Annotated in this window: 15 protein-coding genes; 7 read left to right on the top strand and 8 right to left on the bottom strand. The window is 71.5% G+C overall.

Annotated features, from left to right (window positions below; translation table 11 throughout):
* The first annotated feature begins 319 nt into the window (after window positions 1-319).
* From pdxH to KGA66_RS05620, 4 genes are all read left to right on the top strand, one after another.
* Window positions 320-970: a pyridoxamine 5'-phosphate oxidase gene (gene pdxH, locus KGA66_RS05635; RefSeq protein WP_312886769.1), complete on the top strand. Its 651-nt coding sequence runs from the start codon at window positions 320-322 to the stop codon at window positions 968-970.
* A gap of 139 nt (window positions 971-1,109) precedes the next feature.
* Complete coding sequence (locus KGA66_RS05630) at window positions 1,110-1,832, top strand: iron-dependent transcriptional repressor DtxR (protein ID WP_211465279.1); 723 nt, start codon at window positions 1,110-1,112, stop codon at window positions 1,830-1,832.
* A gap of 300 nt (window positions 1,833-2,132) precedes the next feature.
* Entirely contained in the window at window positions 2,133-3,548 is a 1,416-nt protein-coding gene (locus tag KGA66_RS05625; RefSeq protein WP_211465276.1) for an NsdA family TPR-like regulatory protein, read from the top strand.
* A 211-nt stretch (window positions 3,549-3,759) separates the two neighbouring features.
* The gene (locus KGA66_RS05620) at window positions 3,760-5,055 is read left to right on the top strand and encodes a hypothetical protein (RefSeq protein WP_211465274.1); all 1,296 of its coding nucleotides are present in this window, start codon (window positions 3,760-3,762) and stop codon (window positions 5,053-5,055) included.
* A 13-nt stretch (window positions 5,056-5,068) separates the two neighbouring features.
* Here KGA66_RS05620 and KGA66_RS05615 read toward each other — a convergent pair whose 3' ends face one another.
* The 5 genes from KGA66_RS05615 to KGA66_RS05595 form a co-directional block, all read right to left on the bottom strand.
* The gene (locus KGA66_RS05615; RefSeq protein WP_211465271.1) at window positions 5,069-6,442 is read right to left on the bottom strand and encodes an MFS transporter; all 1,374 of its coding nucleotides are present in this window, start codon (window positions 6,440-6,442) and stop codon (window positions 5,069-5,071) included.
* A gap of 197 nt (window positions 6,443-6,639) precedes the next feature.
* On the bottom strand, window positions 6,640-6,984 hold the full coding sequence (gene nirD, locus KGA66_RS05610; protein WP_211465269.1) for a nitrite reductase small subunit NirD: 345 nt from the start codon (window positions 6,982-6,984) through the stop codon (window positions 6,640-6,642).
* Window positions 6,981-9,716, bottom strand: a complete 2,736-nt coding sequence (nirB, locus tag KGA66_RS05605; protein ID WP_211465267.1) for a nitrite reductase large subunit NirB — start codon at window positions 9,714-9,716, stop codon at window positions 6,981-6,983. Before nirB ends, nirD begins: the two co-directional genes overlap by 4 nt.
* A gap of 6 nt (window positions 9,717-9,722) precedes the next feature.
* A complete protein-coding gene (locus KGA66_RS05600; protein ID WP_211465264.1) occupies window positions 9,723-11,009 on the bottom strand; it encodes an NAD(P)/FAD-dependent oxidoreductase in 1,287 nt (428 codons plus the stop codon).
* Window positions 10,997-13,174: a molybdopterin oxidoreductase family protein gene (locus KGA66_RS05595; protein ID WP_211465256.1), complete on the bottom strand. Its 2,178-nt coding sequence runs from the start codon at window positions 13,172-13,174 to the stop codon at window positions 10,997-10,999. Before KGA66_RS05595 ends, KGA66_RS05600 begins: the two co-directional genes overlap by 13 nt.
* Window positions 13,175-13,498: 324 nt before the next feature.
* Between KGA66_RS05595 and KGA66_RS05590 the strand changes: the two genes are divergently transcribed.
* Together KGA66_RS05590 and KGA66_RS05585 are read left to right on the top strand one after the other, a co-directional pair.
* On the top strand, window positions 13,499-14,764 hold the full coding sequence (locus KGA66_RS05590; protein ID WP_211465253.1) for a uroporphyrinogen-III synthase: 1,266 nt from the start codon (window positions 13,499-13,501) through the stop codon (window positions 14,762-14,764).
* A gap of 159 nt (window positions 14,765-14,923) precedes the next feature.
* Window positions 14,924-15,808 (top strand): sirohydrochlorin chelatase, encoded by an 885-nt coding sequence (locus KGA66_RS05585; RefSeq protein ID WP_211465251.1) that lies wholly within the window; start codon window positions 14,924-14,926, stop codon window positions 15,806-15,808.
* Between the two features lie 34 nt (window positions 15,809-15,842).
* Here the strand turns inward: KGA66_RS05585 and KGA66_RS30830 are convergent, their stop codons facing one another.
* Window positions 15,843-19,223, bottom strand: coding sequence for a S41 family peptidase (locus tag KGA66_RS30830; RefSeq protein ID WP_211465249.1), 3,381 nt, complete (start codon window positions 19,221-19,223; stop codon window positions 15,843-15,845).
* Window positions 19,224-19,287: 64 nt separating this feature from the next.
* Here KGA66_RS30830 and purU point away from each other — a divergent pair, with 64 nt between their 5' ends.
* Window positions 19,288-20,160, top strand: coding sequence for a formyltetrahydrofolate deformylase (gene purU / locus KGA66_RS05575; protein WP_211465247.1), 873 nt, complete (start codon window positions 19,288-19,290; stop codon window positions 20,158-20,160).
* A gap of 336 nt (window positions 20,161-20,496) precedes the next feature.
* Here purU and ppc read toward each other — a convergent pair whose 3' ends face one another.
* The gene (gene ppc, locus KGA66_RS05570) at window positions 20,497-23,334 is read right to left on the bottom strand and encodes a phosphoenolpyruvate carboxylase (protein WP_211465245.1); all 2,838 of its coding nucleotides are present in this window, start codon (window positions 23,332-23,334) and stop codon (window positions 20,497-20,499) included.
* 218 nt (window positions 23,335-23,552) lie between these two features.
* Window positions 23,553-24,554, bottom strand: coding sequence for an SMI1/KNR4 family protein (locus KGA66_RS05565; RefSeq protein WP_211465243.1), 1,002 nt, complete (start codon window positions 24,552-24,554; stop codon window positions 23,553-23,555).
* Between the last annotated feature and the right edge of the window lie 354 nt (window positions 24,555-24,908).

Raw genomic sequence — 24,908 nt, 5'->3', positions numbered from 1 at the left:
TGGCAAATCGTCCTTCGTGGAGTGTCCGCCGCGCCGGTCGGCGTGGCGGGCCGCGCAAGGGCTCGGCGGTGAGCGCTCCCTTGCACTCTGTGACTATCACGCGCTGAACGGGTGGTTCTACCTTGGAGGTTCCCGCCAAGCGAGGCCGCCTACCTATATTGGACCGCTACAACTTCGGAACGGAAATCCGCGCGAGCGCGGCTTTCGTCGGCAAGGTCTAGACCATAGGCCCTATGAATGGGAGCGCTCGCACGCCCCGCCCCTTACCGCTGCCGGTATCGGGTCCTGATGCCCGCCATGACCGGGGACAATGGTGTTCGTGAACCTAGCCAATCTTCGCCGCGAGTACTCCGACCGCGGCATCGGGGTGACCGACCTCACAGCAGACCCGATCGAGCAGTTCGCCCGCTGGTTCGCTGAGCTCGACAAGGCCGTCCCAAAATCGGACACGTCGTGGTTCGAGCCGAACGCGATGGTGCTCTCGACCGCCGACGCCGAGGGCCGTCCCTGCGCGCGCACGGTGCTGTTGAAGCGATTCGGGCCGGACGGATTCGCGTTCTACACCAACTACCGGTCCCGCAAGGGGCGGCAGCTGGCGGCCAACCCGGCCGCCTGCCTTCTGTTCCCCTGGTATCCGCTGGAGCGTCAGGTGATCGTCACCGGGGAGATCAGGAAGCTGCCGGACGCCGAAAGCGACGCCTACTTCGCCACCAGGCCGCGCGGCGCGCAGCTCGGCGCCTGGGCGAGCGAGCAGTCCGAGGTGATCGCGGACCGGGCTCTGCTCGACGAGCGGTACACCCGGTTCGAGCGCGAGTTCCCCGAGACGGTGCCGAGGCCGCCGCACTGGGGCGGGCTGCTGCTGGAGCCGCAGGCCGTGGAGTTCTGGCAAGGCCGCAGCAGCCGACTGCACGACCGGCTGCGGTACGTGCGCGAGGCGCAGGCATGGCGCCTGGAGCGCCTCAGCCCGTGAACCGCCGCCGGCGAAGTGCTCGTGTTCCGGCGGCTGTCCGGGCGCGGTTCGTACGGCGCGGAGTTACCGTCCGATCCCTTCGGCGGTGCGTCACAATTGAAGGTGCTACCACCATTCTCAAACGCCGGAGCCGACGAGCGTGAGCGACCTGATCGACACCACGGAGATGTATCTGCGGACCATCTTCGAATTGGAGGAGGAGGGAATCGTGCCGCTGCGCGCGCGCATCGCGGAGCGGCTGGGGCAAAGCGGCCCGACGGTGAGCCAGACCGTGGCGCGGATGGCCCGCGACGGACTGCTGACCGTGGAGGGGGATCGGCACCTGCAACTGTCGGACGCGGGCCACGCGCTCGCCACCAGGGTCATGCGCAAGCACCGGCTCGCCGAGCGTCTGCTGGTGGACGTGATCGGCCTGGAGTGGGACGAGGTGCATGAGGAGGCGTGCCGCTGGGAGCACGTGATGAGCGAGGCGGTGGAGCGGCGGGTGCTCGCGCTGCTCAACAACCCGACCGTCTCGCCCTACGGCAACCCGATCCCCGGCCTGGCGGAGTTGGACGCCTCGCTCAGCGCCCCGGAGTTCCGGGCCGCGGGCCTGGTCTCGCTGCGCGAGGTGGTCGAGAAGCTGGCCGACGGGGAGCACGCTGTCGTCGTGGTGCGCCGCATCGGCGAGCCGGTGCAGACCGACAACGAGGTGATGCACCGGCTTCGCCGGGTCGGACTGCGACCGGGCGCCGCGCTCCAGGCTTGCGCGGTGGCCGGCGGCGTCCAACTCTCCTCGGGCGGAGAGGCCACGGAGGTGGAGCTCGATCTGGCCGCGCACGTCTTCGTTGAGGGGCGCACGCGGGACGAGACGTCGCCGTGAGGCGCGTGCTGACCGGCCGTCAGATCGTCACGTGGCGCGCTGCCGGACGCGGTCCAGCCGGCGGGCCGGTGCCGGCGTTCGATGTGTCGCCCCACTCCTGGCGAGGTATACCGGTTATGGGCGTTTAGGTGGCACTCGGCGTGGCCGGCGGCATCCTGGAATCGACGTGACGTCGCGAATCAGGACTGCCCAGTTACCCAGGGCTACCGCTGGCCTCGATTCGACGCTACTCTTCGCGACATATGCGCAGTTGGCTGCGATAAGAGACTGCCTGTGTGGTCGAGGGAAGGGGAGACCCCGATGGCTGTTCGCACCGCCGCCGCGCGGCAACCGAATCAGCGGCTCGCCGCATTGATCCACGAGGCAGCCTGCTCCAATGCCGGGCTTGCCCGCCGGGTCAACATGGTAGGCGCGGAACACGGTCTGGATCTGCGATACGACAAAACCTCCGTGGCCCGGTGGCTGCGCGGTCAGCAGCCGCGAGGCATGGCCCCGACGCTGATCGCCGAGGCACTCGGCCGCAAGCTGGGCCGCCCGGTCACCGTCGAGGAGATCGGCATGGCGGACGGCCGCAACGGCTCCTCCAGCGTCGGCCTGCACTTCGCGCCCACGGTCGCCGCGGCGATCGAGGAGGCCACCGAGCTGTGGCGGGCCGATGTGAGCCATCGTGAGTTTCTGCTCGGCTCCTCCTTCGCGGTGGCCGCGCTGATCGCGCCGAGCCGCGACTGGCTGATCACCCCGCCGGACGCGGAGGTCGCCAGGCCCCTGACGCTGGTGGGCCGCGGGCCGCGCGTCGGGCCCGGCGACGTGTACGCGGTGCGCGCCGCCACGAAGGCGTTCCGCGAGCTGGACCACCAGTTCGGGTCCGGATACGTGCGCTCGATCGTCGTGCACTACCTCGACGAGGTGGTCGGCGAGATGCTCAACGGGGCCTACCCGGAGCGCACCGGGCGCGCGCTCTTCGCGGCCGCGGCCCAGCTGACCGAGCTGGCCGGGTACATGGCCGTGGACACCGGCAGGCACGGGCTGGCGCAGCGGTACTACATCCAGGCTCTGCGACTTTCGCAGGCGGCCGGGGACCGGGCCTACGGCGGCTACGTGCTGGCCGCCGGGATGAGCCACCTGGCCGGGCAGCTCGGTTCGCCGCGGGAGATCACCCAGCTGGCGCGCGCGGCCCAGGAGGGCGCGCGGGAGCAGGCCACGGCCACCGCTCGGGCGATGTTCTACGCGGCCGAGGCGCGCGGGCACGCGGTGCTCGGCGACGTGCGGTCCTGCGAGGCGGCGCTGCACCAGGCCGCGGCGCAGATGGAGAAGTCGGAGCCGGAGAAGGACCCGGAGTGGATCGCGCACTTCACCCCGGCGTACCTGGCCGACGAGTTCGCCCACTGCTACCGGGACCTGGACCGGCCGCGACAGGCCAAGGAACACGCGGAGCGGGCGCTGGCCGCGCACGCCGAGCGGCACGTGCGCAGGCGCGCCGTGGACACGGTGATCATCGCCACCGCCTACGCGCAGGAGCGCGAGGTCGAGGCGGCCTGCGCGGCGGGGACCGCGGCCATCGACATGTTCGCTCAGCTGCGCTCGCACCGCGGTGTGGAGTACCTGCACGATCTCGACCGTCGGCTCGATCCGTACCAGGAGAGCAACGCGGTGCGCGGCTTCCGGGAGCGGCTCGGCCGCCTGGCGGTGCGGCAGACCGCGGCCGCGGCGGCCTGAGCTCAGCGGCCGGACGGACGGCGGGCGTATTCTGGGGCGTCCCGGTATCGGTTCCGTGTCAAAAGGGGCGTGCCGGGCGACTTGAGCTTGCCCGCGTGCGGCCGGTTTGGTTGGCTGAGGCGGTGTCGGCTCACTCCCGGCACGAGCCGGGGCGGTCCCGCGCCGTCGCGATCAGCGAGCCAGAGCCGTTGCCTTGTGAGGAAAGTGCGCTGTGTCCCAGTTGCCGGAGATGTCCGCCGGTTGGCCCGAGCAGGGTTACGACCCCTCGGCTTACGCCCGGCCGGAGGAAGCGCCGCCCGCGGCGGGTGGTGCGCCGCCGCACCACGCTGCGCAGCAGCAGTACGGGTCGCCGCAGGGCGATCACGCCGCGCAGGCGGGATACGCCGGCGCGCTGCCCGATCCGGACATGATGCTCCAGGACGGCGGTTCCGGTCTGCCGACAGAGTTCGACCACCTGTTCCGGGACTCGACTCCGGACAGCCGCCGCGCGATAGACCGTCAGAAACCGGTGGTCGGCGGCGCCGCTCCCGGCTACCTCAACGGCGTGCAGCCCGAGGCCGCGGTGCCGGAGCAGGCAGCGCCGCAGGGTTCGTCCTTCCCGCAGTTCCCGCAGCAGCAGCCCTTCTCGCAGGCGGCCGACCAGTACCAGAACGGCCAGTATCCGGGCCCTTATCAGAATGCGCAGTACCAGGACGCCCAGTACCAAGATCCCCAGTATCAGGACGTGCAGTACCAGGAACCGCAGTATCAGGGTTCCCAGTATCAGGGTTCCCAGTATCAGGGCGGGGCTCAGTATCAGGGCGGGGCTCAGTATCAGGGCGCTCAGTACGGCCGGCCGGGCTACCCGCAGGACGGCATGGGCTACGGCGCGCCCGGCGGCTACGACGGCGGCGGACCGGGCGGCGGCGCACCTCATAATCGCAAGGCGCTGATCATCGGTGCGGCGGTGGCCGTGGTCGCGGTGATCGGTGTCGCGTTCGCCCTTTCCTCCAACGGCTCGCCGGCCAGATCGCAGGGCGCCGTGGCCTCTCCCAGCACCACCGCTTCGAAGGCCGACCCGAAGGCGCAGGCAGACCAGATCTACCAGCTGATCCAGCAGTCCGGCCAGTTGCGCGCGGACGCCAACACCGGAGTCATCGACGTCAACGAGTGCAAGAACCTCGCCGACGCGCAGACGATCCTGTCCACGACGGCGCAGAAACGGCAGGCTCAGGCCGACAGCGTCGCGAAGCTCGAGGTGACCGGCATCCAGAACGGCGCCGATCTGGTCGACCAGCTCAAGGCCGCGTGGACCGCATCAGCCCTCTACGACTCGGCGTACGCGCAGATAGCCGGCGACCTGCAGACCGGCTGCAAGCCGAACGCGGCGCGTAAGGACCCGAACTACCAGACCGTCAACAAGCAGGCCGGCGCCGCGGACGACGCGAAGGCCCAGGCGGCGCAGCTGTGGAACGACAACGTGGCCACGCCGCTGGGCGAGTCGCAGGTGAGCGCGGGCAGGCTGTAGCCGCCCGGCGGTGTCAGACCCCCGCCAGCCGGCGGGGGCCGGGCCGCAGGTACACCGCCCAGGTCACCGCGAAACAGAGGCCGTAGAAGGCGATGAAGCCGATGTACGCGGCGTTACCGCTCTTGTAGGTCAGGAAGGACTCGCGGAAGGCGAAGTTCACCAGCGCCCCGCCGAACGCTCCGGTCGCGGCGGCGATGCCGATCAGCGCGCCGGCCAGCCGCCGCGCCTCGCGCTGAGCCTCGGCCGGGTCCGCGCCGGCCGCCACCGCTCGCTGCGACTTGGCCCGGAAGATCGCCGGGATCATCTTGTACGTCGAGCCGTTCCCGATGCCGCTGAACGCGAACAGCAGGACGAAGCCGGTGACGAACAGCGGCAGCGACTTGCCCTGCGACGCGGCGAGCACGAGCCCTGCGCAGGCGGCCATCGCGACGAAGTTCCAGAAGGTGACCTTCGCCCCGCCGACGCGGTCTGCCAGCGCCCCGCCGACCGGGCGGATCAGCGAGCCGAGCAGCGGGCCGAGCCACACCAGGTCGGCCGCGTGCCGCGGCGTCTGCGCGAACTGGACCTGAAGCACCTGGCCGAACGCGAAGCTGTACCCGATGAAGCTCCCGAACGTGCCGATGTAGAGCAATGACATGACCCAGGTGTGCGCGTCCTTCGTCGCGTCGCGCATGCCGCGCTTGTCGTTGCGCAACTGTGTCAGGTTATTCATGAACAGCGCCGCCAGCAGCGCGGCTACCACGACCAGCGGGATGTAGACGGCCAGCAGCAGGCGCGGGTGCGCGACCCCGGCGGTGGCCAGCACCAGCAGGCCGAGCAGTTGCACCACGGCCACCCCGACGTTGCCGCCCCCGGCGTTCAGGCCGAGCGCGGCGCCCTTGAGCCGCTCCGGGTAGAACGCGTTGATGTTGGCCATGGACGAGGCGAAGTTCCCGCCGCCGACCCCCGCCACCGCGGCGATGATCATCAGGGTGCTGTAGGACACGCCCGGTTTGAGCACGACCGCGGCGAGGATGGACGGCACCAGCAGCAGGCTCGCGCTGAACACCGTCCAGTTGCGGCCGCCGAACCTGGCCACCGCGAACGTGTACGGCAGCCGCAGCACCGAACCGACGATGGTCGGCACCATCGTGAGGAAGAACTTCCCGGCCGCGTCGATGTGGTAGGCCGGCCCGAGGAAGAGCACGAACACGGACCACAGGCTCCACACCGAGAATCCGAGGTGCTCGGCGAAGATGGAGAGCGTCAGGTTGCGCCGGGCGGTGCGCGCGCCCTCCCGCTCCCAGAACGCGGCGTCCTCGGGGCGCCAGTCGGTGATCGCGGCTCTGGACCCGGCCGGGGTGATGACCGCGGTGTTGCCCGCGCCTGTCGTTGTCTCGGCGCTCATCGTCGCCTCCTGCGGCGTATGGGGATGCGGTCGGTGAAACCGCCTTATGGGCCTGGACGGTACGGACGCGGCGTTTCGGCCGGCTGCAGGGCAGCGGCGCGTGCGGTCAACTCACCCGCACGCGCCGCTTTCGTGCTTGTGACATCCCGGCGCGACCCCGGTTCGCCGCGGCGTGGCGCCGACGGTCCGGCGCCCGCTCAGCGCTGAACCCACACCAGTCCGCGATAGCGACGCACCGGGTAGACCGGCAGCGCCACGGTCGGATCGTCAAGGCAGGTACCACTGCGCAGATCGAACACGTGCTTGTACATCGGGGAGGCGACGGTCGGGACGCCGTCTCGCGAGCCGGTGACGCCCCGCGAGATGACGAACGCGCCCGAGTAGGGGTCCCGGTTACCGATCGCGTACAGCTCTCCCGCGGTGGTTCGGAAGAGCGCGATCTGCACGCCGTCCACCAGGGCCGCGACGCCGCGTCCGGGCGTCAGCTCGCAGTACCGGCACACGGCGGTCCACACCCGCTGCTTGCTCGCGGTCACGCTCATGCTCCCACCTCGGCCGGAACCAGGCGCTCGTCCTCGCTGCCGGCGGGTCGATCCCCGCCGCGCGCGTGCGCGCCGCCCCGGTCCGCGCCGGATTCGCCCGCGCCGTCGCCCGCCTGCGGCGGCGGGCCGATGGTCAGCAGGGGTTTGATCTGTCCGCGTTCGACCTCGAACTTGATCTCCGGGTCCGGCGTGCCCGGGGCGTTGACGAAGGAGACGAAGCGCCGCAGCGTCTCCGGATCCTCGATCGCCGACCTCCACTCGTCGGCGTAGTTCGCCACGTGCTCCGCCATCACCCGGTCCAGCCCGGCGCACAGGCCCAGCGAGTCCTCCAGGATGACCGCCTTGAGGTGATCCAGGCCGCCTTCCATCCGCTCGATCCAGGCCGCGGTGCGTTCGAGCCGGTCCGCGGTGCGGATGTAGAACATCAGGAAGCGGTCGATGGTGCGGATCAGCTCCTCGCTGGAGAGGTCCTTGGCGAACAGGTCGGCGTGCCGCGGCCGGAAGCCGCCGTTGCCGCCGACGTACAGGTTCCAGCCCGCCTCGGTGGCGATGACCCCGAAGTCCTTGCTCTGCGCCTCCGCGCACTCGCGGGCACACCCGGAGACCGCGGCCTTGAGCTTGTGCGGCGATCGCAGGCCCCGATAACGCAGTTCGAGCTCGATGGCCATCTTCACCGACTCCTGCACGCCGTAACGGCACCATTCCGAGCCGACGCAGCTCTTCACCGTCCGCAGTGCCTTGCCGTAGGCGTGCCCTGATTCGAAGCCGGCGTCCACGAGCCGGCGCCAGATCAGCGGCAGCTGCTCGACCCGCGCGCCGAACAGATCGATGCGCTGTCCGCCGGTGATCTTCGTGTACAGCCCGAAGTCCCGGGCCACCTCGCCGATGACGATCAGCTTCTCCGGGGTGATCTCGCCGCCGGGGATGCGCGGCACCACCGAATAGCTGCCGTTGCGCTGGAGGTTGGCCAGGAAGTGGTCGTTGGTGTCCTGCAGCGCGGCCTGTTCCCCGGCCAGGATGTGCCGGCCGGAGCCCCGCTTTCCCGACCCGAGCGTCCCGCCGAGCGAGGCCAGGATCGAGGCGACCGCGGGCTTGCACACCTCGCAGCCGTCCGGCTCTCCGGTGCCGTGCTGCGCGAGCAGCCGGGCGAAGGTGTCGATGCCGGTCACCAGCACGACCTCGTACAGCTCGGCCCGGCTCTGCTCGAAGTGCCGGCACAGCGCCTTCGAGGTCTGCACCCCGGCCGCGGACAGCAACTGCCCGAGCAGCGGCACGCAGGAGCCGCAACCGGTGCCCGCCTTGGTGCACGTCTTGAGCGCGGCCACGTCGGCGCAGCCCTGCTCGTGGATCGCCGCGTTGATCGAGCCCTTGGTGACGTTGTGGCAGCTGCACACGGTCGCCGAGTCGGGCAGCGCGTCCGGGCCGAGCGACGGAGCGGACCCGAGGCTCGCGGGCAGCAGCAACTGCTCCGGGGTGGCCGGCAACGGTGAGTCGGTGCCGGCGAGCGGGCGCAGGGTCGCGTACGCGGAGGCGTCGCCGACCAGGATCCCGCCGAGCAGCCTTCCGTCCTCGCCGATCACCAGCTTCTTGTAGAGCCCCGCGGTCGAGTCGCTGTAGAGCGCCGTGAGCGCCCCGGGCGTGGCGCCGAAGGCGTCGCCGAAGGACGCCACCTCGACGCCGAGCAGCTTGAGCGTGGTGGAGAGGTCCGCGCCGTGGAACGGGGCCGGGTCCGAGCCGAGCAGGTGGTCCGCGACCGTCTCAGCCATCGCATACCCGGGCGCGACGAGACCGTACACGCGGCCGTCCACAGTCTGTGCGCACTCGCCGATCGCGTAGACCGCGGGATCGTCGGTCCGGCACAGCTCGTCCACGCGGATCCCGCCGCGCTCGCCGCAGGCCAGACCCGCGTCCCGGCCCAGCTGGTCGCGCGCCCGCACCCCGGCCGCGAACACCACCAGGTCCACCGGCAGAGCGCTCAGGTCCTCGCCCTTGGCGAGCACCAGGGCGTACACCGCGCCGTCCTCGCCGATCTCGACCGCCTCGGTGCGGGTCGAGGTGTGCACGCTCACCCCGAGGGCGTCGATCCGCGACAGCAGCGCCTGTCCGCCGCCCTCGTCGACCTGCACGCCCATCAGCCGCGGGCCGAATTCGATCACGTGCGTCTCCAGCCCCATGGCCTTGAGCGCCCCGGCCGCCTCCAGCCCGAGCAGCCCGCCGCCGACCACCGCGCCGACCTTCCGCCCGGCCGCGAACCGCTTGATCGCCTCGACGTCGTCGATCGTGCGGTACACGAACGCGCCCGTCGCGTTGTGGCCCGGAACCGGCGGAACGAACGGATACGAGCCGGTGGCCAGGACCAGCTCGTCGTACCCGAACTCGGCCCCCGACGCGGTGGTCACCGTCTTGCGCTGCCGGTCGATCGCGGTCGCCGGGTCGCCGAGTCGCAGCTCGACCCCCGGCGGCGCGGCGTAAGTCAGGTCCTCAGCGCTCTTACCGTCGAACAGGGCGCCGAGATGTACTCGGTCGTAGGCCTCGTGCGGCTCCTCGCCGAGCACCGTGATCCGCACCGGGGCGGTGGCCGGCGACGCGGCGGCGGCACGCTCGGCCAGCAGTTCGGCGCACCGGTGCCCGATCATGCCGTAGCCGACGACGACGATCCGCCGCGCGCCGTCCTGCGCGGCTGGGCCGGGCCGGGTCGCGTCGTGTTCCGGGTTCACACCGTTCGCGTTCATCGTGGATCAGTTCCTTTCCGCGGTGTCGAACAGCAGGTCGATCGGGTTCTCGGGAAGCGGACCCGGTCGGTCGACCAGCCTGGTGAGGCGGGCGGCGGCCGACACGTCGCCGATCAGCACGGAGCTGACCACGCGGCCGCCGTGCACGGTGACCGCGCGGTGCGTGCCGGCGATCGGGTCGGTCAGCCGCACGGTGCGTGCCACATGGTCGGGCCTCGATTCGGCGACCAGCGAGGGCGCGGCCGCGAGGATGGCGACGTCGACGCCGGTCGCGGTCAGCCGCGCGACCGTCGAGGACCCCTGATAGAGCGCGGGCCGCCCGAGCAGCCGCTCGGCCAGCACCTCGGCCTGTTCCAGTGCCGGGGCGGCCAGGCCCTGCGCCCCGCGCGCGCCGCCGCGCACCCGGGCGCAGTCGCCGATCGCGTGGATGCACGGGTCGGTCACGCTGGCCAGCCGCTCGTCCACCAGGACGCCCTGGTCCACGGCCAGGCCGGCGCGCGCCGCCAGCGCGGTCGCCGGGGCGCTGCCGCAGGCCAGCAGGACCAGGTCGGCGTCAAGCTGGAAGCCGTCCGCGAGCTGCACGCCGCCGAGCCGGCCGTCGCGCTCGTGCAGTACCGCACGCGCCCGGCACCCGACGTGCACCTCGATGCCGAGACCGCGCGCGGTACGGGACAGGATGGCCGCAGCCTCCGCGTCGAGCCGGTGGTCGAGCAGATGCGAGCCCTGATGGATCAGCACGACGTCGGCTCCGCGCAGCGTCAGACCCCTGGCGCACTGCACGCCGAGCAGCCCACCGCCGACGACCACCGCGCGCGGCTTGCGCTTCTCGGAACCGAGGCCGCGCGGCGCGGCGGCGAGCTGGTCCTGGATGCGCTCCAGGTCGGCGAGCGTGCGCAGCGTGTGCACGCCCGGCTTGAGCCCGTGCTCGTCGAGGATGCCGCCGAGCGGCGGAAGCACCGGGTTCGCCCCGGTGGCCAGTACCAGCGCGTCGTAGCGCAGTACCGAGCCGTCGTCGCCGGTCACCAGCCGCCGTTCCCGGTCGATGCCGGTGGCGCGCACCCCGGCGCGCACGGTGACCCTCGGATCGTCGGCCTCCGGCAGGTCGATGCGGTGCTGGTCGATCCGTCCGGCCAGCACCTCGGGCAGCAGCACCCTGTTGTACGGAGCGCCTGCCTCGGCGCCGAGCACGGTCAGCTCGAAGTCCCCGGCCGGTGTGGCACGCCCGGCGCGTATCAGTCCCGCCACCAGATGGTGTCCGGCCATGCCGTATCCGGCTACGACTATCCTTCGCACGGCGCCTCCCCGGACGTCTTCTCCAGCCGCACCGCGCAGGTCTTGAACTCGGGCATCTTCGACGTCGGATCAAGGGCCGGGTTGGTCAACGAGTTCGCCCGCCCCGCGCCCGGCCAGTGGAAGGGCATGAACACCGTGTCCGGCCGGATCGCCCGGCTCAGCCGCGCGGGGGCGCTCGCGGTGCCTCGTCTGCTGATCACGCTGAGCGTGGCTCCCTCCTCGACGCCGAGATCGCGGGCGAGGTCGGGGTGCAGCTCGACGAAGGCTTCGGGCGCCGCCTGGTTGAGCGAGTCCACCCGCCGGGTCTGCGCGCCGGACTGGTACTGGGAAAGCACCCGCCCGGTGGTGAGCCGGTAAGGGTACTGATCATCCGGCTCCTCGGCGGAGACCCGGAAGTCGACCGGCACGAAGCGGGCCCGGCCGTCCGGGGTCGGGAAGCAGTCCTCGAACAGCCTCGGCGTGCCGCCGGGGCTGTCCTCGCCGCACGGCCAGTACAGTTCCTCGCCGCGCGCCAGACGCTCGTGGCTGATCGCGCTGTAGTCGGCGACGCCGCCCGCGCTGGCCCGGCCCAGCTCCGCGAACACCTCGGCCGGGTCTGCGGACAGCTTCCCGCCGAGCCGCCCGGCCAACTGCGCCATGATCTCCAGATCGGTGCGCACCCCCGGGTGCGGCGCGATCGCGGCGGGGCGCAGCAGCACCCTGCCCTCCAGGTTCGTCATCGTCCCGGTCTCCTCGGCCCACTGCGCGGCGGGCAGGACGACGTCGGCGATCTCGGCTGTCTCCGAGAGCACCAGGTCGCAGACCACGAGGAAGCCCAGCGAGCGCAGCCTCTCCTCGGTCTGCACCGCGCCCGGCGCGCTCACCAGCAGGTTCGAGCCCATGACCAGCAGCGCGTCGATCGCGTCCGGACCTGCCTGCGCGCCGCCGCCACAGCGGGCCAGGAGTTCGGCGGCGCTCGGGCCCGGGCCGGGCAGTTCGTCCGGGTCCACCCCCCAGATCGCCGCGACGTGCTCGCGCGCCGCCGGGTCGTCCAGCCTGCGGTACCCGGGCAGCTGATCGGACTTCTGCCCGTGCTCCCGGCCGCCCTGGCCGTTGCCCTGGCCGGTCAGCGCGCCGTAGCCGCAGCCGGGCCGGCCGGGCAGGCCGAGCGCGAGAGCGAGATTGATCCACGCGTTGACCGTGTCGGTGCCCTTGCTGTGCTGCTCGGTGCCGCGCGCGCTCAGGATCATCGCCCCGCCGGGCGCGCCTGATCGCACAGCCCGGGCGGCATCGGCCAGCGTGTGGACCGTCTGGTGCATCGCGGCGACCGGCACCCCGGTCAGCCGCTCGACCCGCTCCGGCCAGTACCCCGTGGCGATCCGCCGCGCGTCGTCGAAGCCGCTGGTGCGCCGCGCCACATACTGCTCGTCCACCAAGCCCTCGGCGACCGCGAGGTGCAGCAGCCCCAGCGCCAGCGCCAGGTCCGTGCCCGGCACCGGCTGAAGGTGCCGGTCCGCCTGGTCCGCGGTCCTGGTGCGCCGCGGGTCGACGGTGATCAGTACGGCGCCGGCCTCGCGCGCGGCGGCGAAGTGCCGCATGATCGGCGGCATCGTCTCGGCCGGGTTCGCGCCGACCAGCAGGATCGCCCGCGCCGCGCGGATGTCGCGCACGGGGAAGGGCAGCCCCCGATCCATCCCGAAGGCCCGGTTCTGCGCGGCCGCCGCCGAGGACATGCAGAAGCGCCCGTTGTAGTCGATGTTCGGCGTCTTGAGGATCGTGCGGGCGAAGCGGCCGAGCTGGTAGGCCTTCTCGTTGGTCAGCGAGCCGCCGCCGAAGACCGCGACCGCCCGCGGATCCCGGGCGCTCAGCTCGCGCGCGACCCGGTCGAGTGCCTCGTCCCAGGTGGCGGGCCGCAGCGCGGCTGTGCGCCGGTCGCGCACGAGCGGCGAGGTCAACCGCAGCCGCGCGCTGAGCAGTTGCGCGGCGCTCGCGCCCTTCCCGCACAGCGCGCCCTCGTTGACCGGGAAATCCTCACGCCCGGCGACACGTACGGCCGGGGCGTCTTCCGGCGCCGCCGCGCCGCGGTCGTCCACCGGCGGAACCGCAATCAGGTCGATCCCGCACTGAAGCGCACAGTACGGGCAGTGGCTGTGGCCGCCGTCCGAGGTACCGCGCTTTCCCGTCATGTCTACGACGGTGCGGGGCGGCGATGACGCATCGGGGTCGGGCCTATTTCGTCGCGCGCACGAGTTCTTCACGCCCCTGACGGCCGGGTGTGCGCACCGCGGCCGTCGCCGCGCGCCCTTCGTGCCCTCTCCGACCCGGGCCGCCGGGTCGTGCGCACCGGCTCACGTCGGCTTGACCGGGCCATTCGGGCGCGTCCGGGCTCCCTTCGCCGCCAGCCGGTCGAGCGCGCGGCGGGCGCGTACGTAACCTGATCCGAGCCTCCCTTACCGGTGCGTAGCGGCTTGGCAACATATCCGTAACGGCATGCGGCCACTGTTTCGGACATGGCACTGGCAGAGGCGATCGAACCCACCCCCTCGGCCGCGGCCGGCCCACCCGCCGAACCCGGGACCGCGGCCGTCGCGAGCCTCGACGCGGCGGACCCGAGCGGCACCGTCTTCGAGGAGTACCCGCTCACCGGCTGCGTCGTGGCGGTCACCGCCGACCGGCGGCGCGACGACCTGGCCTCGCTGCTGCGGCGGCGCGGCGCGAAGGTCATCGAGACCCCTACGCTGCGGCTGGTCCCGCTCGACGACGACGCCGCGCTGCGCAAGGCCACCAACGACTGCCTCGTCTCCCAGCTGGACTACGCGGTGGCGACCACGGGCAGCGGCTGGCGCGGCTGGATGTCGGCGGCCGAGAGCTGGGGTCTGGGCGAGGAGCTGAACCGGGTGCTCGCGGACGCGATCGTGGTCTCGCGCGGGCCCAAGGCCACCGGGGCGGTCCGCGCCTCGGGGCTGCGCGAAAGTTACAGCGCGCCCTCCGAGTCCTCCGACGAGGTGCTCGCCTATCTGCTGCAACAGGGCGTGGTCGGCAAGCGTGTGGCGGTCCAGCAGTACGGTGTCGAGAACCCCGCGGAGGACACCCGCTTCGTGACCGCGTTGCGGGAGGCCGGCGCGATCGTCGTGGACATTCCGGTGTACCGGTGGGGTCCGCCGTCGGACCGGGCCGCTGTGCGCCGGCTCGTCGACTCGATCGTGCGCAGGGAAGTGCACGCGGTCACCTTCACCTCGGCGCCTGGCGTCACCGCGCTGCTGGAGGCCGCGGCGGTGACCGGTGCGCTCGATCAGCTTCTCGTGGCGCTGCGCACGGATGTCACCGCGGTGTGCGTCGGGCCGGTGTGCGCGAGGCCGCTGGACGCCCTCGACGTGCGCGCGGTTTGGCCGGATCGGGCGCGGTTGGGCGCGATGGTCGCCACGCTGTGTGCGGTGTTGCCGCCCAAGATCCGGCACGAGGTCCCGATCGACGAGCACCGCACGCTCACGCTTCAGGGCCTGGCCGCGGTGGTGACCGGTGGTGAGCCGGTGCTGTTGGCCCCGCTGCCCGCCGCCGTGCTCGCCGAACTCGGGCGCCGCCCCGGCTGGGTGGTTTCCCGCGCCGACCTGCTGCGCCGCGTCTGGGGGCCGCGCGGCACCGGATCGGGCGGCCGCGATGAGCACGCGGTCGAGGCGACCGTCGCCCGGCTGCGCTCCGCGCTCGGGCGCGACGCATCGCTCATCAAGACCGTGACCAAGCGCGGATACCGCCTCGCGATCGATCCGGTCGCCTGAAGCACCCGTCCGACCATCCGCTCGTCCGGCCGTCCAACGGCCTGACCGACCCGCAGACCAGCCGGCAGCCGACTGCCGTGCCGTCCGGCGGTCGGGTCGCCGGGTCGCCGGGTCGTTCCACTGTCTTTTCGTGCCGGCAATGCAAGGAGGAACCCTGAGATGTCCGCGCCGGTGCTCGGCCCGACGGCCTTCCGGGAGCAGCGACCCGGATGGCTGCTCGCGCCTCCCGGCGTGCTGCCGCCGCCGCGCTCGGACGTGCCGCTGCTCGCCGTCGCCCACGGTACCGCGGACCCGGCGGGCCTGGCCGCCCTCGACGCACTGCTCGAACGGGTCAGGTTCCTGCGACCCGGGGTGTTGACCGCGCTGTCCTTCGTCTCGGTGGCCCGGCCGCGCGTGGACGAGGAACTGGCCCGTCTGCTGGCGCAGGGGGTCACCGAACTGGTGGTGGTGCCGTTGCTGCTCGGCTCCGGCTACCACGTCCGGCACGACCTTCCAAGGGCGCTGCGACAGGCGTCCGGCCTGCCCGGGGGCCGCGCGGCGCGGATCTACCAGGCGCCCGCACTGGGACCGGACCCGATGCTGGCCGCGGTGATGCAGGAACGGCTTTCCGCGGCGCACGGCACCGTTTTCGGCACGCAGGTCGTGCTGGCCGCGGCCGGCTCCGCGGATCGCCGCGCGAACGCCGACGCGGTCGCGATGGCGGGGCTGCTCGCGGAGCGGCTGGGCATGCCGGTGCGCACGGGATACGTGACGACGGCCGAGCCGAGCGTCAGCGCCCTGTTGACCCGCCTGGCCCGGCGTGGCAGGCCGGTGGCGGTCGCCACCTACCTGTTGTCCCCGGGCGAGTTCAGCCGCCGCATCGACGACAGCGCCACGCTCGCTGCTCTCGCGGCGCTCGATGTGGACCGCGAGCGCCGGCGCCGCATCTGTGTGAGCGAGCCTCTGGGCGCGCACGACCAGGTCGCCCGCCTGGTGCTGCGCCGCTACGACGCCGCGCTCGCGGGGCCGCCGGCACGAATCGGCGGCCCCGCGTCCGAGGGCTGATCCGCGCCGGCGGTCGGGCTGTCACAGCGCGGTGTCACGCTCGCGGCGGCCTGCCCGGCGGCGTGCTGGGGGGCCTGCGCTCCAGCTCCCGCAGAGCCAGCCGGATCGCCGTCTCCAGTTGCGGATCGCGTCCGGCCGCCGCGTCGTGCGGCGGGATGGGCACCTCGACGTCCGGATCGACGCCGTAGTTCTCCACCCCCCAGCCGCTGCCCTCGAACCAGAACGCGTACTTCGGCTGGGTGACCCCGGTGCCGTCCACCAGCGTGTACTTGCCGTCGATGCCGATCACGCCGCCCCAGGTGCGCGTGCCGACCACCGGCGCGATGCCGTACAGCTTGAGCGCCTGCGTCGCGATGTCACCGTCGGAGCCCGCGAACTCGTCGGCCAGGGCGACGATCGGCCCGCGCGGCGCCTCGCCCGGATAGGCGACGGGTTCGGCGTACCGGGAGACCTGCCAGCCGATGATTTTGCGGGCCAGCTTCTCCACCACCAGCTGCGAGGTGTGTCCGCCGCCGTTCTCACGCAGGTCCAGCACCAGCCCGTCGGCCTCGAACGCGCCGCGCAGATCGCGGTGGAACTCGGCCCAGCCCCACGACGCCATGTCGGGCACGTGAAGGTAGCCGAGTCGTCCGCCCGACGCTTCGCGGACGGCCGCGCGGCGCTGCTGCACCAGGTCCTGATAGCGCAGCGCGCTTTCGCTGCCGAGCGGGACCACGGCCACGCGCCGTTCGACCCCGTCTCGGCGCAGCGTCAATTCGACCGGTTTTCCGGCCTTGCCGGCCAGCAGCGCGTTCGGCCCGCGCACCGGATCGACCGGCGATCCGTCCACCGCCGCGATCACGTCGCCCGCCCTGGCCGCCACTCCGGGCGAGGTCAGCGGCGAGCGCGCCGCGATCACCGAGGACTCGCCGCGCAGCAGCCGGACGATCCGCCAGGCCCCGCTCGCGTCCGGGGCGAGGTCCGCGCCGAGCAGGCCCTGTGCCAGCGCCTTGCGGCTTTCCGCCGACGGAGCCCGCACATAAGCGTGCGAGGCGCCGAGTTCACCCTGCAGCTCCCACAGCACATCGTGCAGGTCGTCCTGGGTGCCGATCCGGTCCAGCAGCGGCCGGTAGCGCTCGGCCATCGCCGGCCAGTCGACCCCGGCCATGTCCGCGCGCCAGAAGTTCTCGCGCATCAGCCGCCAGGCTTCGTCGTACATCTGCGCCCATTCGGCCGCGGGGACGACGGTCACCCGCACCCGATCAAGGTCCACGGTGACGGCGTCGTCATCGTCCCGCGCGTCCGAGGGCTTGATCTTGAGTTCGCCGTCGTCGAAGTACGCCAGTCGCGCTCCGTCGCCGGAGACCGCGAAACAGTCGAGTTGCTCCACCACGGTGGTGCGTTTGCGTTTGTCCAGGTCATACCTGACGAGACTGGCCTTGGGGTGCTCGTCGGAGGCGCCGATCACCGCCTCGTGCAGCTGTCCGGTACGCGGCGGGTCGAGCCACACCACGCCGCCCTTGACCGCCCGCAGCGAGCGGTAGCCGCCCGCCTCGACAGGGAACGGCACCACGCGTTCCGCGATGTTCTCCAGGTCCACCGCGACTTTCGGGGAACCGGAGACGGAACCGTCCTCGGAGCCGGTTCCGCGCGTGTCCGAGCCCCGGCGATCGACCCCGGCGGTCTCGCGGTCCTCGGGTGAGACCGGGCGCCCGTTCAGCTCGGGGGCGAACGGCGACGGGGTGGTCTCGGCCAGTGGCACCAGGTACGGCCGCACACCCGGGAGGAAGCTGAGGTCGAAGAAATGCTCGTCGTATACCGGGTCGAAGGCGCGGTTGGACAGGAACGCCAAGTGTTTGCCGTCGTGCGTGAACACCGGGCAGGTGTCGTCGAACCGCGGCGGCGTCAGGTCCGCGACCGTGCCGTCCGCGAGCCTTGCCAGACGAATGTGCGAGTGCTCCCATGGATTCCACGGCTGTGCCCAGGCCAGGTAGGCCGAGTCCGGTGAGAATGCCAGGCCACTGACCTCAGCGTTGCTGCTGCGCACCAGTTCGGTGACCGCCGCGCCCTCGCCGTCCTGCTCAGTGTCCGCGTTCAGCTCAGCGTTCGTGTTCTGTTCCGCGTCCGTCGCGTCCGTCGCGTCCGTCGCGTCCGTCGCGTCCGTCGCGTCCGTCGCGTCCGCGCCGGCCGGGTCACCCAGGGCCACGAGAAGCAGTCGCCCGTCGTGCGCCGCGACCGCCACCTGCTGCCCGTTCGGCGCGACCGCGATCTCGAGCACGTGCCCCAGCCGTCCGTGCGCCAGCCGGCGCGTGACCGAGCCGTCCGCCGCGACGACGTCGAGCCCGTCCGCGCCCCCGGAATCCGAGACGCACACGACGATCGAGGTGCCCGGAATCACTCGCGGAAGCCTGCCGCGCACGCCCGGGGTCGCGATCAGCGCGCGCGCCGGCCCGTCCTTCGACGGCAACCAGTGCACCGTCCCGCGTACCTCTGCCGCGACGATCCGGCCGGTCTTGCACAGCGAGAAGTCGCCGAGCCCCCGCCGCGTCGAGACCGGGAACCGGTCGCGCCCGCCGCGCACCCCAGCCAGCCGGATGTCGAGCCGCACCGGTTCCTCGTCGAGCGCACCGAGCAGCCAAAGGTCGCCGGCGCACTGATAGACCACGCGTGTGCCGTCCGTCGTGGCGTTGCGCGCGTAGTACGGCCCGTGGTCGCCGTGGCGGCGCAACCCGGAGCCGTCGGGCGCGGCCGAGTACAGCGCGCCGACGCCCTCGTGATCGGAAAGGAAGACCACCCGGCCGGCCACGAACATCGGGTTCACCAGGTGGTTGCCGACCTCGCCGAGGATCCGGCGGTACTCGGTCCCGTCCGGCGAGTACCAGATCTTGCCGCCGGTGCCGCCGCCGTACCGTTTCCACCGGGCGGGCTCGGCGTAGGCCGGTGAACCCAGCAGCACCGCCCCGTCCGGCGCGATCGACAGGTCGCCGACCGGTCCATAGGGCAATGGGCGGGCGGGCCCGTCGACCGGCACCGCGAACGCGCGGGTTCGCATCGTGTCGTGCTGTCCGGCGTTGCTGACGACCAGCACCTCGTCGTCGGAGAGCCAGCCGCGCACCGCGGCGCGCGCGTCGCCCCAGTACGTCAGGCGCTGGATCGGCCCGCCGTCCGCCGGCACCGTGTAGATCTCACGGGCCGCGCCCCGGGCCAGCGACGCGGAGCCGTCCCTGGTCGAGGTCCAGGCGATGCGGGTGCCCGACGGATTCAGCCGTGGGTTGAGCACCGGGACCTGATCCGCGGTAAGCCGCCAGGCGCGGCCGCCCGCGGCGGCACCGCCCGCGGCCTCGGAGAGCGGTGCGAGCCACACGTCGTCTTCGGCGACGAAGGTGACCAGATCTCCCGCCAGATGCGGGAAGCGAAGATAGGAAGAAGAGACCACGGCCCGACGATATCCGCGCCCTGCGCTCTGGGCGATGCATTCGGGATGGGCGAAGATGGGTGGCATGACCACGTCGTCCGCACCGCCTCGCGAGTACGTGCTGACCCTCTCCTGCCCCGACCAGCGTGGAATCGTGCACGCGGTCTCCAGCTTTCTGCTGGTCACCGGCTGCACCATCGTGGACAGCCAGCAGTACGGCGACCCGGACACGAAGCTGTTCTTCATGCGCGTGCACTTCGCCGCGCAGGTGGAGGGCGTCGACCTGATCTCGCTGAACGGGGGTTTCACCGCGACCGCGGCGGCTTTCCACATGGCCTGGCAGATCCACGACGTCACGGTCCGGATGCCGACGCTGATCCTGGTCTCCCGGTTCGGGCACTGTCTCAACGATCTGCTTTTCCGGAACAGCATCGGCGCGCTGCCGATCGAGATCCCGGCGGTGGTCTCGAACCACACCGACTTCAAGAGCCTGGTCGAGTCCTACCGCATCCCCTTCGTCCACCTGCCCGTGACCAGGGAGAACAAGCCTGAGCAGGAGGCGCGCCTGTTGCGGCTGGCCGAGGAGCACGCAGTCGAGCTCGTGGTGCTCGCCCGCTACATGCAGGTGCTCTCGGAGGCCGTGTGCAAGGAGCTGGAGGGCCGGATCATCAACATCCACCACTCCTTCCTACCGTCCTTCAAGGGAGCCAAGCCCTATCACCAGGCGCACGCCCGCGGGGTCAAGCTGATCGGCGCGACGGCGCACTATGTGACGCCCGATCTCGACGAGGGACCGATCATCGAACAGGACGTGGCCCGCGTCGGCCACGGCCTGACGCCCGATCAGCTGGTGGCCGTCGGCCGCGACGTGGAGTGCCGGGTGCTCTCTCGCGCCGTGGCGTGGCACTCGGAGCACCGTGTGCTGATCAACGGCCGCCGCACGGTCGTCTTTCCGTAGCCGCGACGCCTTCTCGACCCGAACGCATGGCGGCAGTGCTTTCATCACTCGCCGGATGACAACTGGGTGTCAATTGGCTGACGGCTGCCATTACGTGAGGACGGGTGTGCATGGCGCAGCGAGTTATCCACAGAATGTATCCACAGCTCGTGGACAACCCGATCTTGTTTATCCACAGCTCAGCGGGGGTATGAACGCATTCCTCGCAAGGTGAACCGGGGGCGTCGAGACAACGAACGGCGGACGGCCAGAAATCAATGGCCGTCCGCCGCATGCTTTTCGCCGCCCGGCCGCCGTCGTTTCACCCGGTATCTGAGCCCGGCGGCGGCCGCCGTTTCACCCGGTGTTGCGCAGCCCGGCGGCGACGCCGTTCACCGTCAGCAGCAGCGCGCGCGTCAACTGCGGCTCGACCTCCTGCCCGGTCGCGACCGCCTCCCGGTGCCGCTTGAGCAGCGCCACCTGCAGGTACGAGATCGGGTCAAGGTAGCGGTCCCTGATCCGCAGCGTGCGCGCGAGTACCGGATCATGCCCGAGCAGTTGCTTCTGGCCGGTGACCCGCAGCACCTGCTGAACCGTCAGCTCGTGCTCTTCCTTGATCGTGTCGAAGACGTGCCGAAGCTCCTCAGGCACCAACCGGTTGACGTACCGCTGCGCGATCTGCAGATCGGTCTTGGCCAGGGTCATCGATACGTTCGACAGGAAGTTGCTGAAGAAGTGCCACTGCTCGAACATCTCCGCCAGCACGTCCGCGTTGCCGGCCTCGTACGCGGCCGCCAGGCCCGTGCCGACCCCGAACCAGCCCGGCACGATCTGCCGGGACTGGGTCCAGCCGAACACCCACGGGATCGCCCGCAACCCCGCCAGACCCGCCCCCGAGTCCGGCCGGCGCGACGGCCGCGAGCCGAGGTGCAGGTCGCCGAGCTGGTCCACCGGGGTCGAGGCGAGGAAGTACTTCGGCAGATCCGGGTCCTCCACCAGCGCCCGGTACCGGGCGAACGCGGCGTCGGAGATGCCTGACATGGTCGCCGTCCAGCGGGCCAGCGCGTCCGCGCTCTGCCGCGGCCCCAGGTGCAGCACCGAGGCCTCCAGCGTCGCCGCGACCGTCAGCTCCAGGTTCTCCCGGGCCAGCGACGGCAGCGCGTACTTGTCCGAGATCACCTCGCCCTGCTCGGTGACCTTGATCTCGCCCTCCAGCGTGCCCCACGGCTGCGCCAGGATCGCGTCGTGGGTCGGGCCGCCGCCGCGCCCGACGGTACCGCCGCGGCCGTGGAACAGCCGCAGCCGGATGCCGTGCCGGTGCGCCACATCCCGCAGCTTGCGCTGGGCCAGGTGAATCTCCCACTGGCTGGTGGTGATCCCGGCCTCCTTGTTCGAGTCGCTGTAGCCGAGCATCACCTCCTGCACGTCCCCGCGAAGCCGCACCAGCTTGCGGTACGACGGGTCGCTGAGCAGATCGTTGAGGATGGTGTCCGACTGCCGCAACTCCTCCACGGTCTCCAGCAGCGGCACAAAGCCGATCTGCGCCTTCTCGCCGCGCAGGTCGATCAGACCGGCCTCGCGCGCCAGCAGCACGGCCGCGTACACGTCGTCCACGCCGCGGCACATCGAGATGATGTAGCTCTCGATCACCGCCGGGCCGAAACGGTCGATCGCCTCACGGATCGCGGTGAAGATGCCGAACGTGCGCGCCGCGGCCTCGTCCAGCAGCGGGGTCGCGGTGGCCGGATCGGCGGCCCGGTGGACCGCCGCGGGCAACAGCGCCAGCGGTCGGCGCGAGCGCAGCTCCTTGGCAAGCAGCCCGGCGCGGTAGTCGCGCGGCATGTCCTCGTACCGCCAGGACTCGCCGCCGAGCCGGTCGATCAGCTGGCCGATCGCGTGATGGTGCGCGTCGGCGTGCTCGCGCACGTCCAGCGTCGCCAGATGCAGGCCGAAGGCCGAAACCGTGCGGATCACCTGGTCCAGCGAACCGCGGGCGATCAGCTCGCCCCGGTCGGCCAGCAGCGACTCGCGCATCAGCACCAGGTCGGCGACCAGTTCCTCGCCGTTGAGGTAGTCCTGCCCCGGAACATGCGGGCGCTGCTGCGCGATCCGCCGCCGCGTGTTGATCAGCTTCTGGCGCACGCAGATCGCCTTGAGCCGGTACGGCTCCTCCTGGTTGAGCCGCTTGTAGCGCGGGGCGATGTCGCTCAGCGCCGCCAGGTCGGCCTCGACCGAGGACTCAAGGCGCGGGCTGACCTGCGCTATCCGCTTGGACGTGGACAGCGTGGCGCGCAGTTGCTCGACCACCTTGAGCGCGTCCTCGATCGCGCGTTCGTGCTGCAGGGCGAGGATCTCCAGGGTCAGCTGCGGAGTCACGTTCGGGTTGCCGTCGCGGTCCCCGCCGATCCACGAGCCGAACGAGAGCGGCCGGGCGTCCACGGGCAGCGTGACGTCGATCCGGTCCAGCTCCGCGGCCAGCTCGTCGAGGACGTCGGGCACCGCGCCGGAGTGCAGCTCGTCGAGGTAGTACAGCGCGTTGCGCGCCTCGTCGGTCGGCTCGGGGCGCGCCACCCGCAGTTCGTCGGTCTGCCACAGCGACTCGACCAGTTCCTCCAGGCGGCGCTCGGCCCGCCTTCGCGCGACCGGGTCGCTGGACTCGGTGAACGGGTTCGCGTCCAGCAGCAGCGCGATCTGCCGCAGCTTGGTCAGAATGGTGCGCCGGGCGGCCTCGGTGGGGTGCGCGGTGAAGACCGGCCGGATGGACAGATACGAGACCACCTGCTCGACCCAGTCCCGGGTGACCTTGGACTCGGGGTCGTCGATCGCGTCGGCGATCCGGTCGATCGCCTGAGTGAGCCAGGAGCCGACCGTGGCGCGCTGGGTGTGCAACTCCCGGCCGCGGTGCACCTGCTCGGTGACGTTGGCCAGGAAGAAGTAGGAGGAGAAGGCGCGCACCAGCCGGATGGCGGTGGCCAGATCGATCTCGGCGAGCCGGTTCACCGCCCGCTCCCCGTCCGCCGGATCATCCGACCGGGTCAGCGCGCGCACCTCCTCGACGAGGTCGAACAACTCCTGGCCCTCCTGGCGCACCAGGGTGCGGCCGAGCAGTTCGCCGAGCGACTTGATGTCGGCGCGCAGGGCGGCGTCGGGGGAGGGCGACGGTTCGGTGGGTCCGCTGGTCACAGGCTCGGGCATGGCTCATCCTCGGCAGGTCGGCGACACTCGGCAGCACTGCTGGCGGACCACGCTGTCCACACCTGAGCCATCTTATGCGGCGTTCGTCACACCTTCGTTATCAGTTCACTCGGTGAGACTTCGCCCGAACCGACGCCCGCCGACGCCCGCCGACGCCCGCCGGGGCGCGCGTGCCGCCGAACGGCCGAGTCGCCGAACGGCATGGTCGCCGCGCGCGGTCAGCGCGCCCGCAGGTGCACGGGAAGCGCCGAGCCGAGGTGCGGCGCGTCCTCGACCGGCCTGGCATGGCCGCCGCGCACCGCTGCCTCCGAGATCTCCACGATCTGCGCGGGCAGCGCCACCAGGTGCCGGGCGAAGTCGTCGAAGTCGTTGCCGACACGGTGCAGCAGTTCGGCGCACACCGAGGCGGCGTCGCGGCCGTCGTGGTCGCGCGGGTCGTCGTCGTCGAAGTACCAGACCGAGCCCAGATCGTTGCCGCGGATCTTCAGCGCGAGCATGCCGCCTTGCACGAAGCCGATGCCCAGGTACTCCTCGGTGAACCGGTCGTAGAGCGACTGGTTGGCGTAGACCAGGTCCTGATGCGGATCGGAGCGGCGCAGCCCGAACAGCCATCCGTCCGCGATGAAGCCGCAGTTGAGGTTGACCGCGGGAACCAGGGGCCGACCGCCGTCGGTACCGCCGAGGAACCGCCGGTAGGAGACCGGCAGCTGGAAACCGAGCTGTGACTCCAGTTGCTGCAGCGCGTCCTCCGGCACCGAGCCCGAGCGCTCGAACGCGACGGGCTCAAGCATCCCCTCGTGCCAGAGCCCGGACTTCGACGGGTCGCTCTGCAGCGTCGCGATGCCGCCGTGGTGCCGGAACGAAGCGTTCAGCTCCGCGGGCACCAGGTAAAGCTTGCGGCTGCGCGCCTCGTGAACCCAGGTCCATCCTTCCGGAGTCACCGTCGGCGGGCGGCCCTGCTGCCACAACGGGTCACCGCTGACGGAGCCGAGCAGGTTGGCCGCCACGACGTCGGTGACACGCACCTCGTCGACGGACAGGCCCGAGGGCGGTTCGGCGATCTCCACAGCCTGCCGCGCGTACACCGAGAAGTTCGGGTAGCCCTGCAGGTCCACGTAGACGCCGCGCGGATACTTGCGGTCCAGTTCCGGGTCGCTGAACTCGATCAGCCGGCCGGCGAACTGCCCGTTCGGTATCGCGGCGCGCGTCGGCGAACCCATGCCCGATCCTTGCGTCATGATCTCCAGCCCTTTTCCCGAACCGTCACGTCCACTCGACCGGACCGCGCCGGGGTGCCCGAGGCGATCGCCGAAGTCGGCATTAACGACAGTGGAACGGTACCCGTCCGAGTCCTCTGTGCGGTAGGCGGGAGAGCCTTCCTGGTGTATTTGGCGGGATTGCGCACGAGTGTGCACGCCCCCGGCAGGCGGTGGAAGCTACATTCCGACGGACCGTCAGGCGATCCGTGGAGCGCAATCGTCCCATATGCGTCGATCGTATGTTCGATACGTGTGAGCGGTTGTCGGCCCGAGTGCGTACGCTGGATGCATCACCCCACCCCCGTTCTCCCGCAG

The sequence above is a fragment of the Actinocrinis puniceicyclus genome, assembly GCF_018283645.1.
In the GTDB taxonomy this organism is placed as follows: domain Bacteria; phylum Actinomycetota; class Actinomycetes; order Streptomycetales; family Catenulisporaceae; genus Actinocrinis; species Actinocrinis puniceicyclus.
Note: the sequence above shows the minus strand (reverse complement) of the source record. Positions and strands in the feature narration are given on the sequence as shown.

Bases quoted from the DNA above. Each gene is read 5' to 3' on its own strand.
- KGA66_RS05590 (WP_211465253.1), top strand. From the start codon at position 13,499: ATGGCACTGGCAGAGGCGATCGAACCCACCCCCTCGGCCGCGGCCGGC.
- nirB (WP_211465267.1), bottom strand. From the start codon at position 9,716: ATGAACGCGAACGGTGTGAACCCGGAACACGACGCGACCCGGCCCGGC.
- KGA66_RS05565 (WP_211465243.1), bottom strand. From the start codon at position 24,554: ATGGGTTCGCCGACGCGCGCCGCGATACCGAACGGGCAGTTCGCCGGC.
- purU (WP_211465247.1), top strand. From the start codon at position 19,288: ATGACCACGTCGTCCGCACCGCCTCGCGAGTACGTGCTGACCCTCTCC.
- KGA66_RS05625 (WP_211465276.1), top strand. From the start codon at position 2,133: ATGGCTGTTCGCACCGCCGCCGCGCGGCAACCGAATCAGCGGCTCGCC.
- ppc (WP_211465245.1), bottom strand. From the start codon at position 23,334: ATGCCCGAGCCTGTGACCAGCGGACCCACCGAACCGTCGCCCTCCCCC.
- KGA66_RS05615 (WP_211465271.1), bottom strand. From the start codon at position 6,442: ATGAGCGCCGAGACAACGACAGGCGCGGGCAACACCGCGGTCATCACC.
- KGA66_RS05595 (WP_211465256.1), bottom strand. From the start codon at position 13,174: ATGACGGGAAAGCGCGGTACCTCGGACGGCGGCCACAGCCACTGCCCG.
- KGA66_RS05585 (WP_211465251.1), top strand. From the start codon at position 14,924: ATGTCCGCGCCGGTGCTCGGCCCGACGGCCTTCCGGGAGCAGCGACCC.
- nirD (WP_211465269.1), bottom strand. From the start codon at position 6,984: ATGAGCGTGACCGCGAGCAAGCAGCGGGTGTGGACCGCCGTGTGCCGG.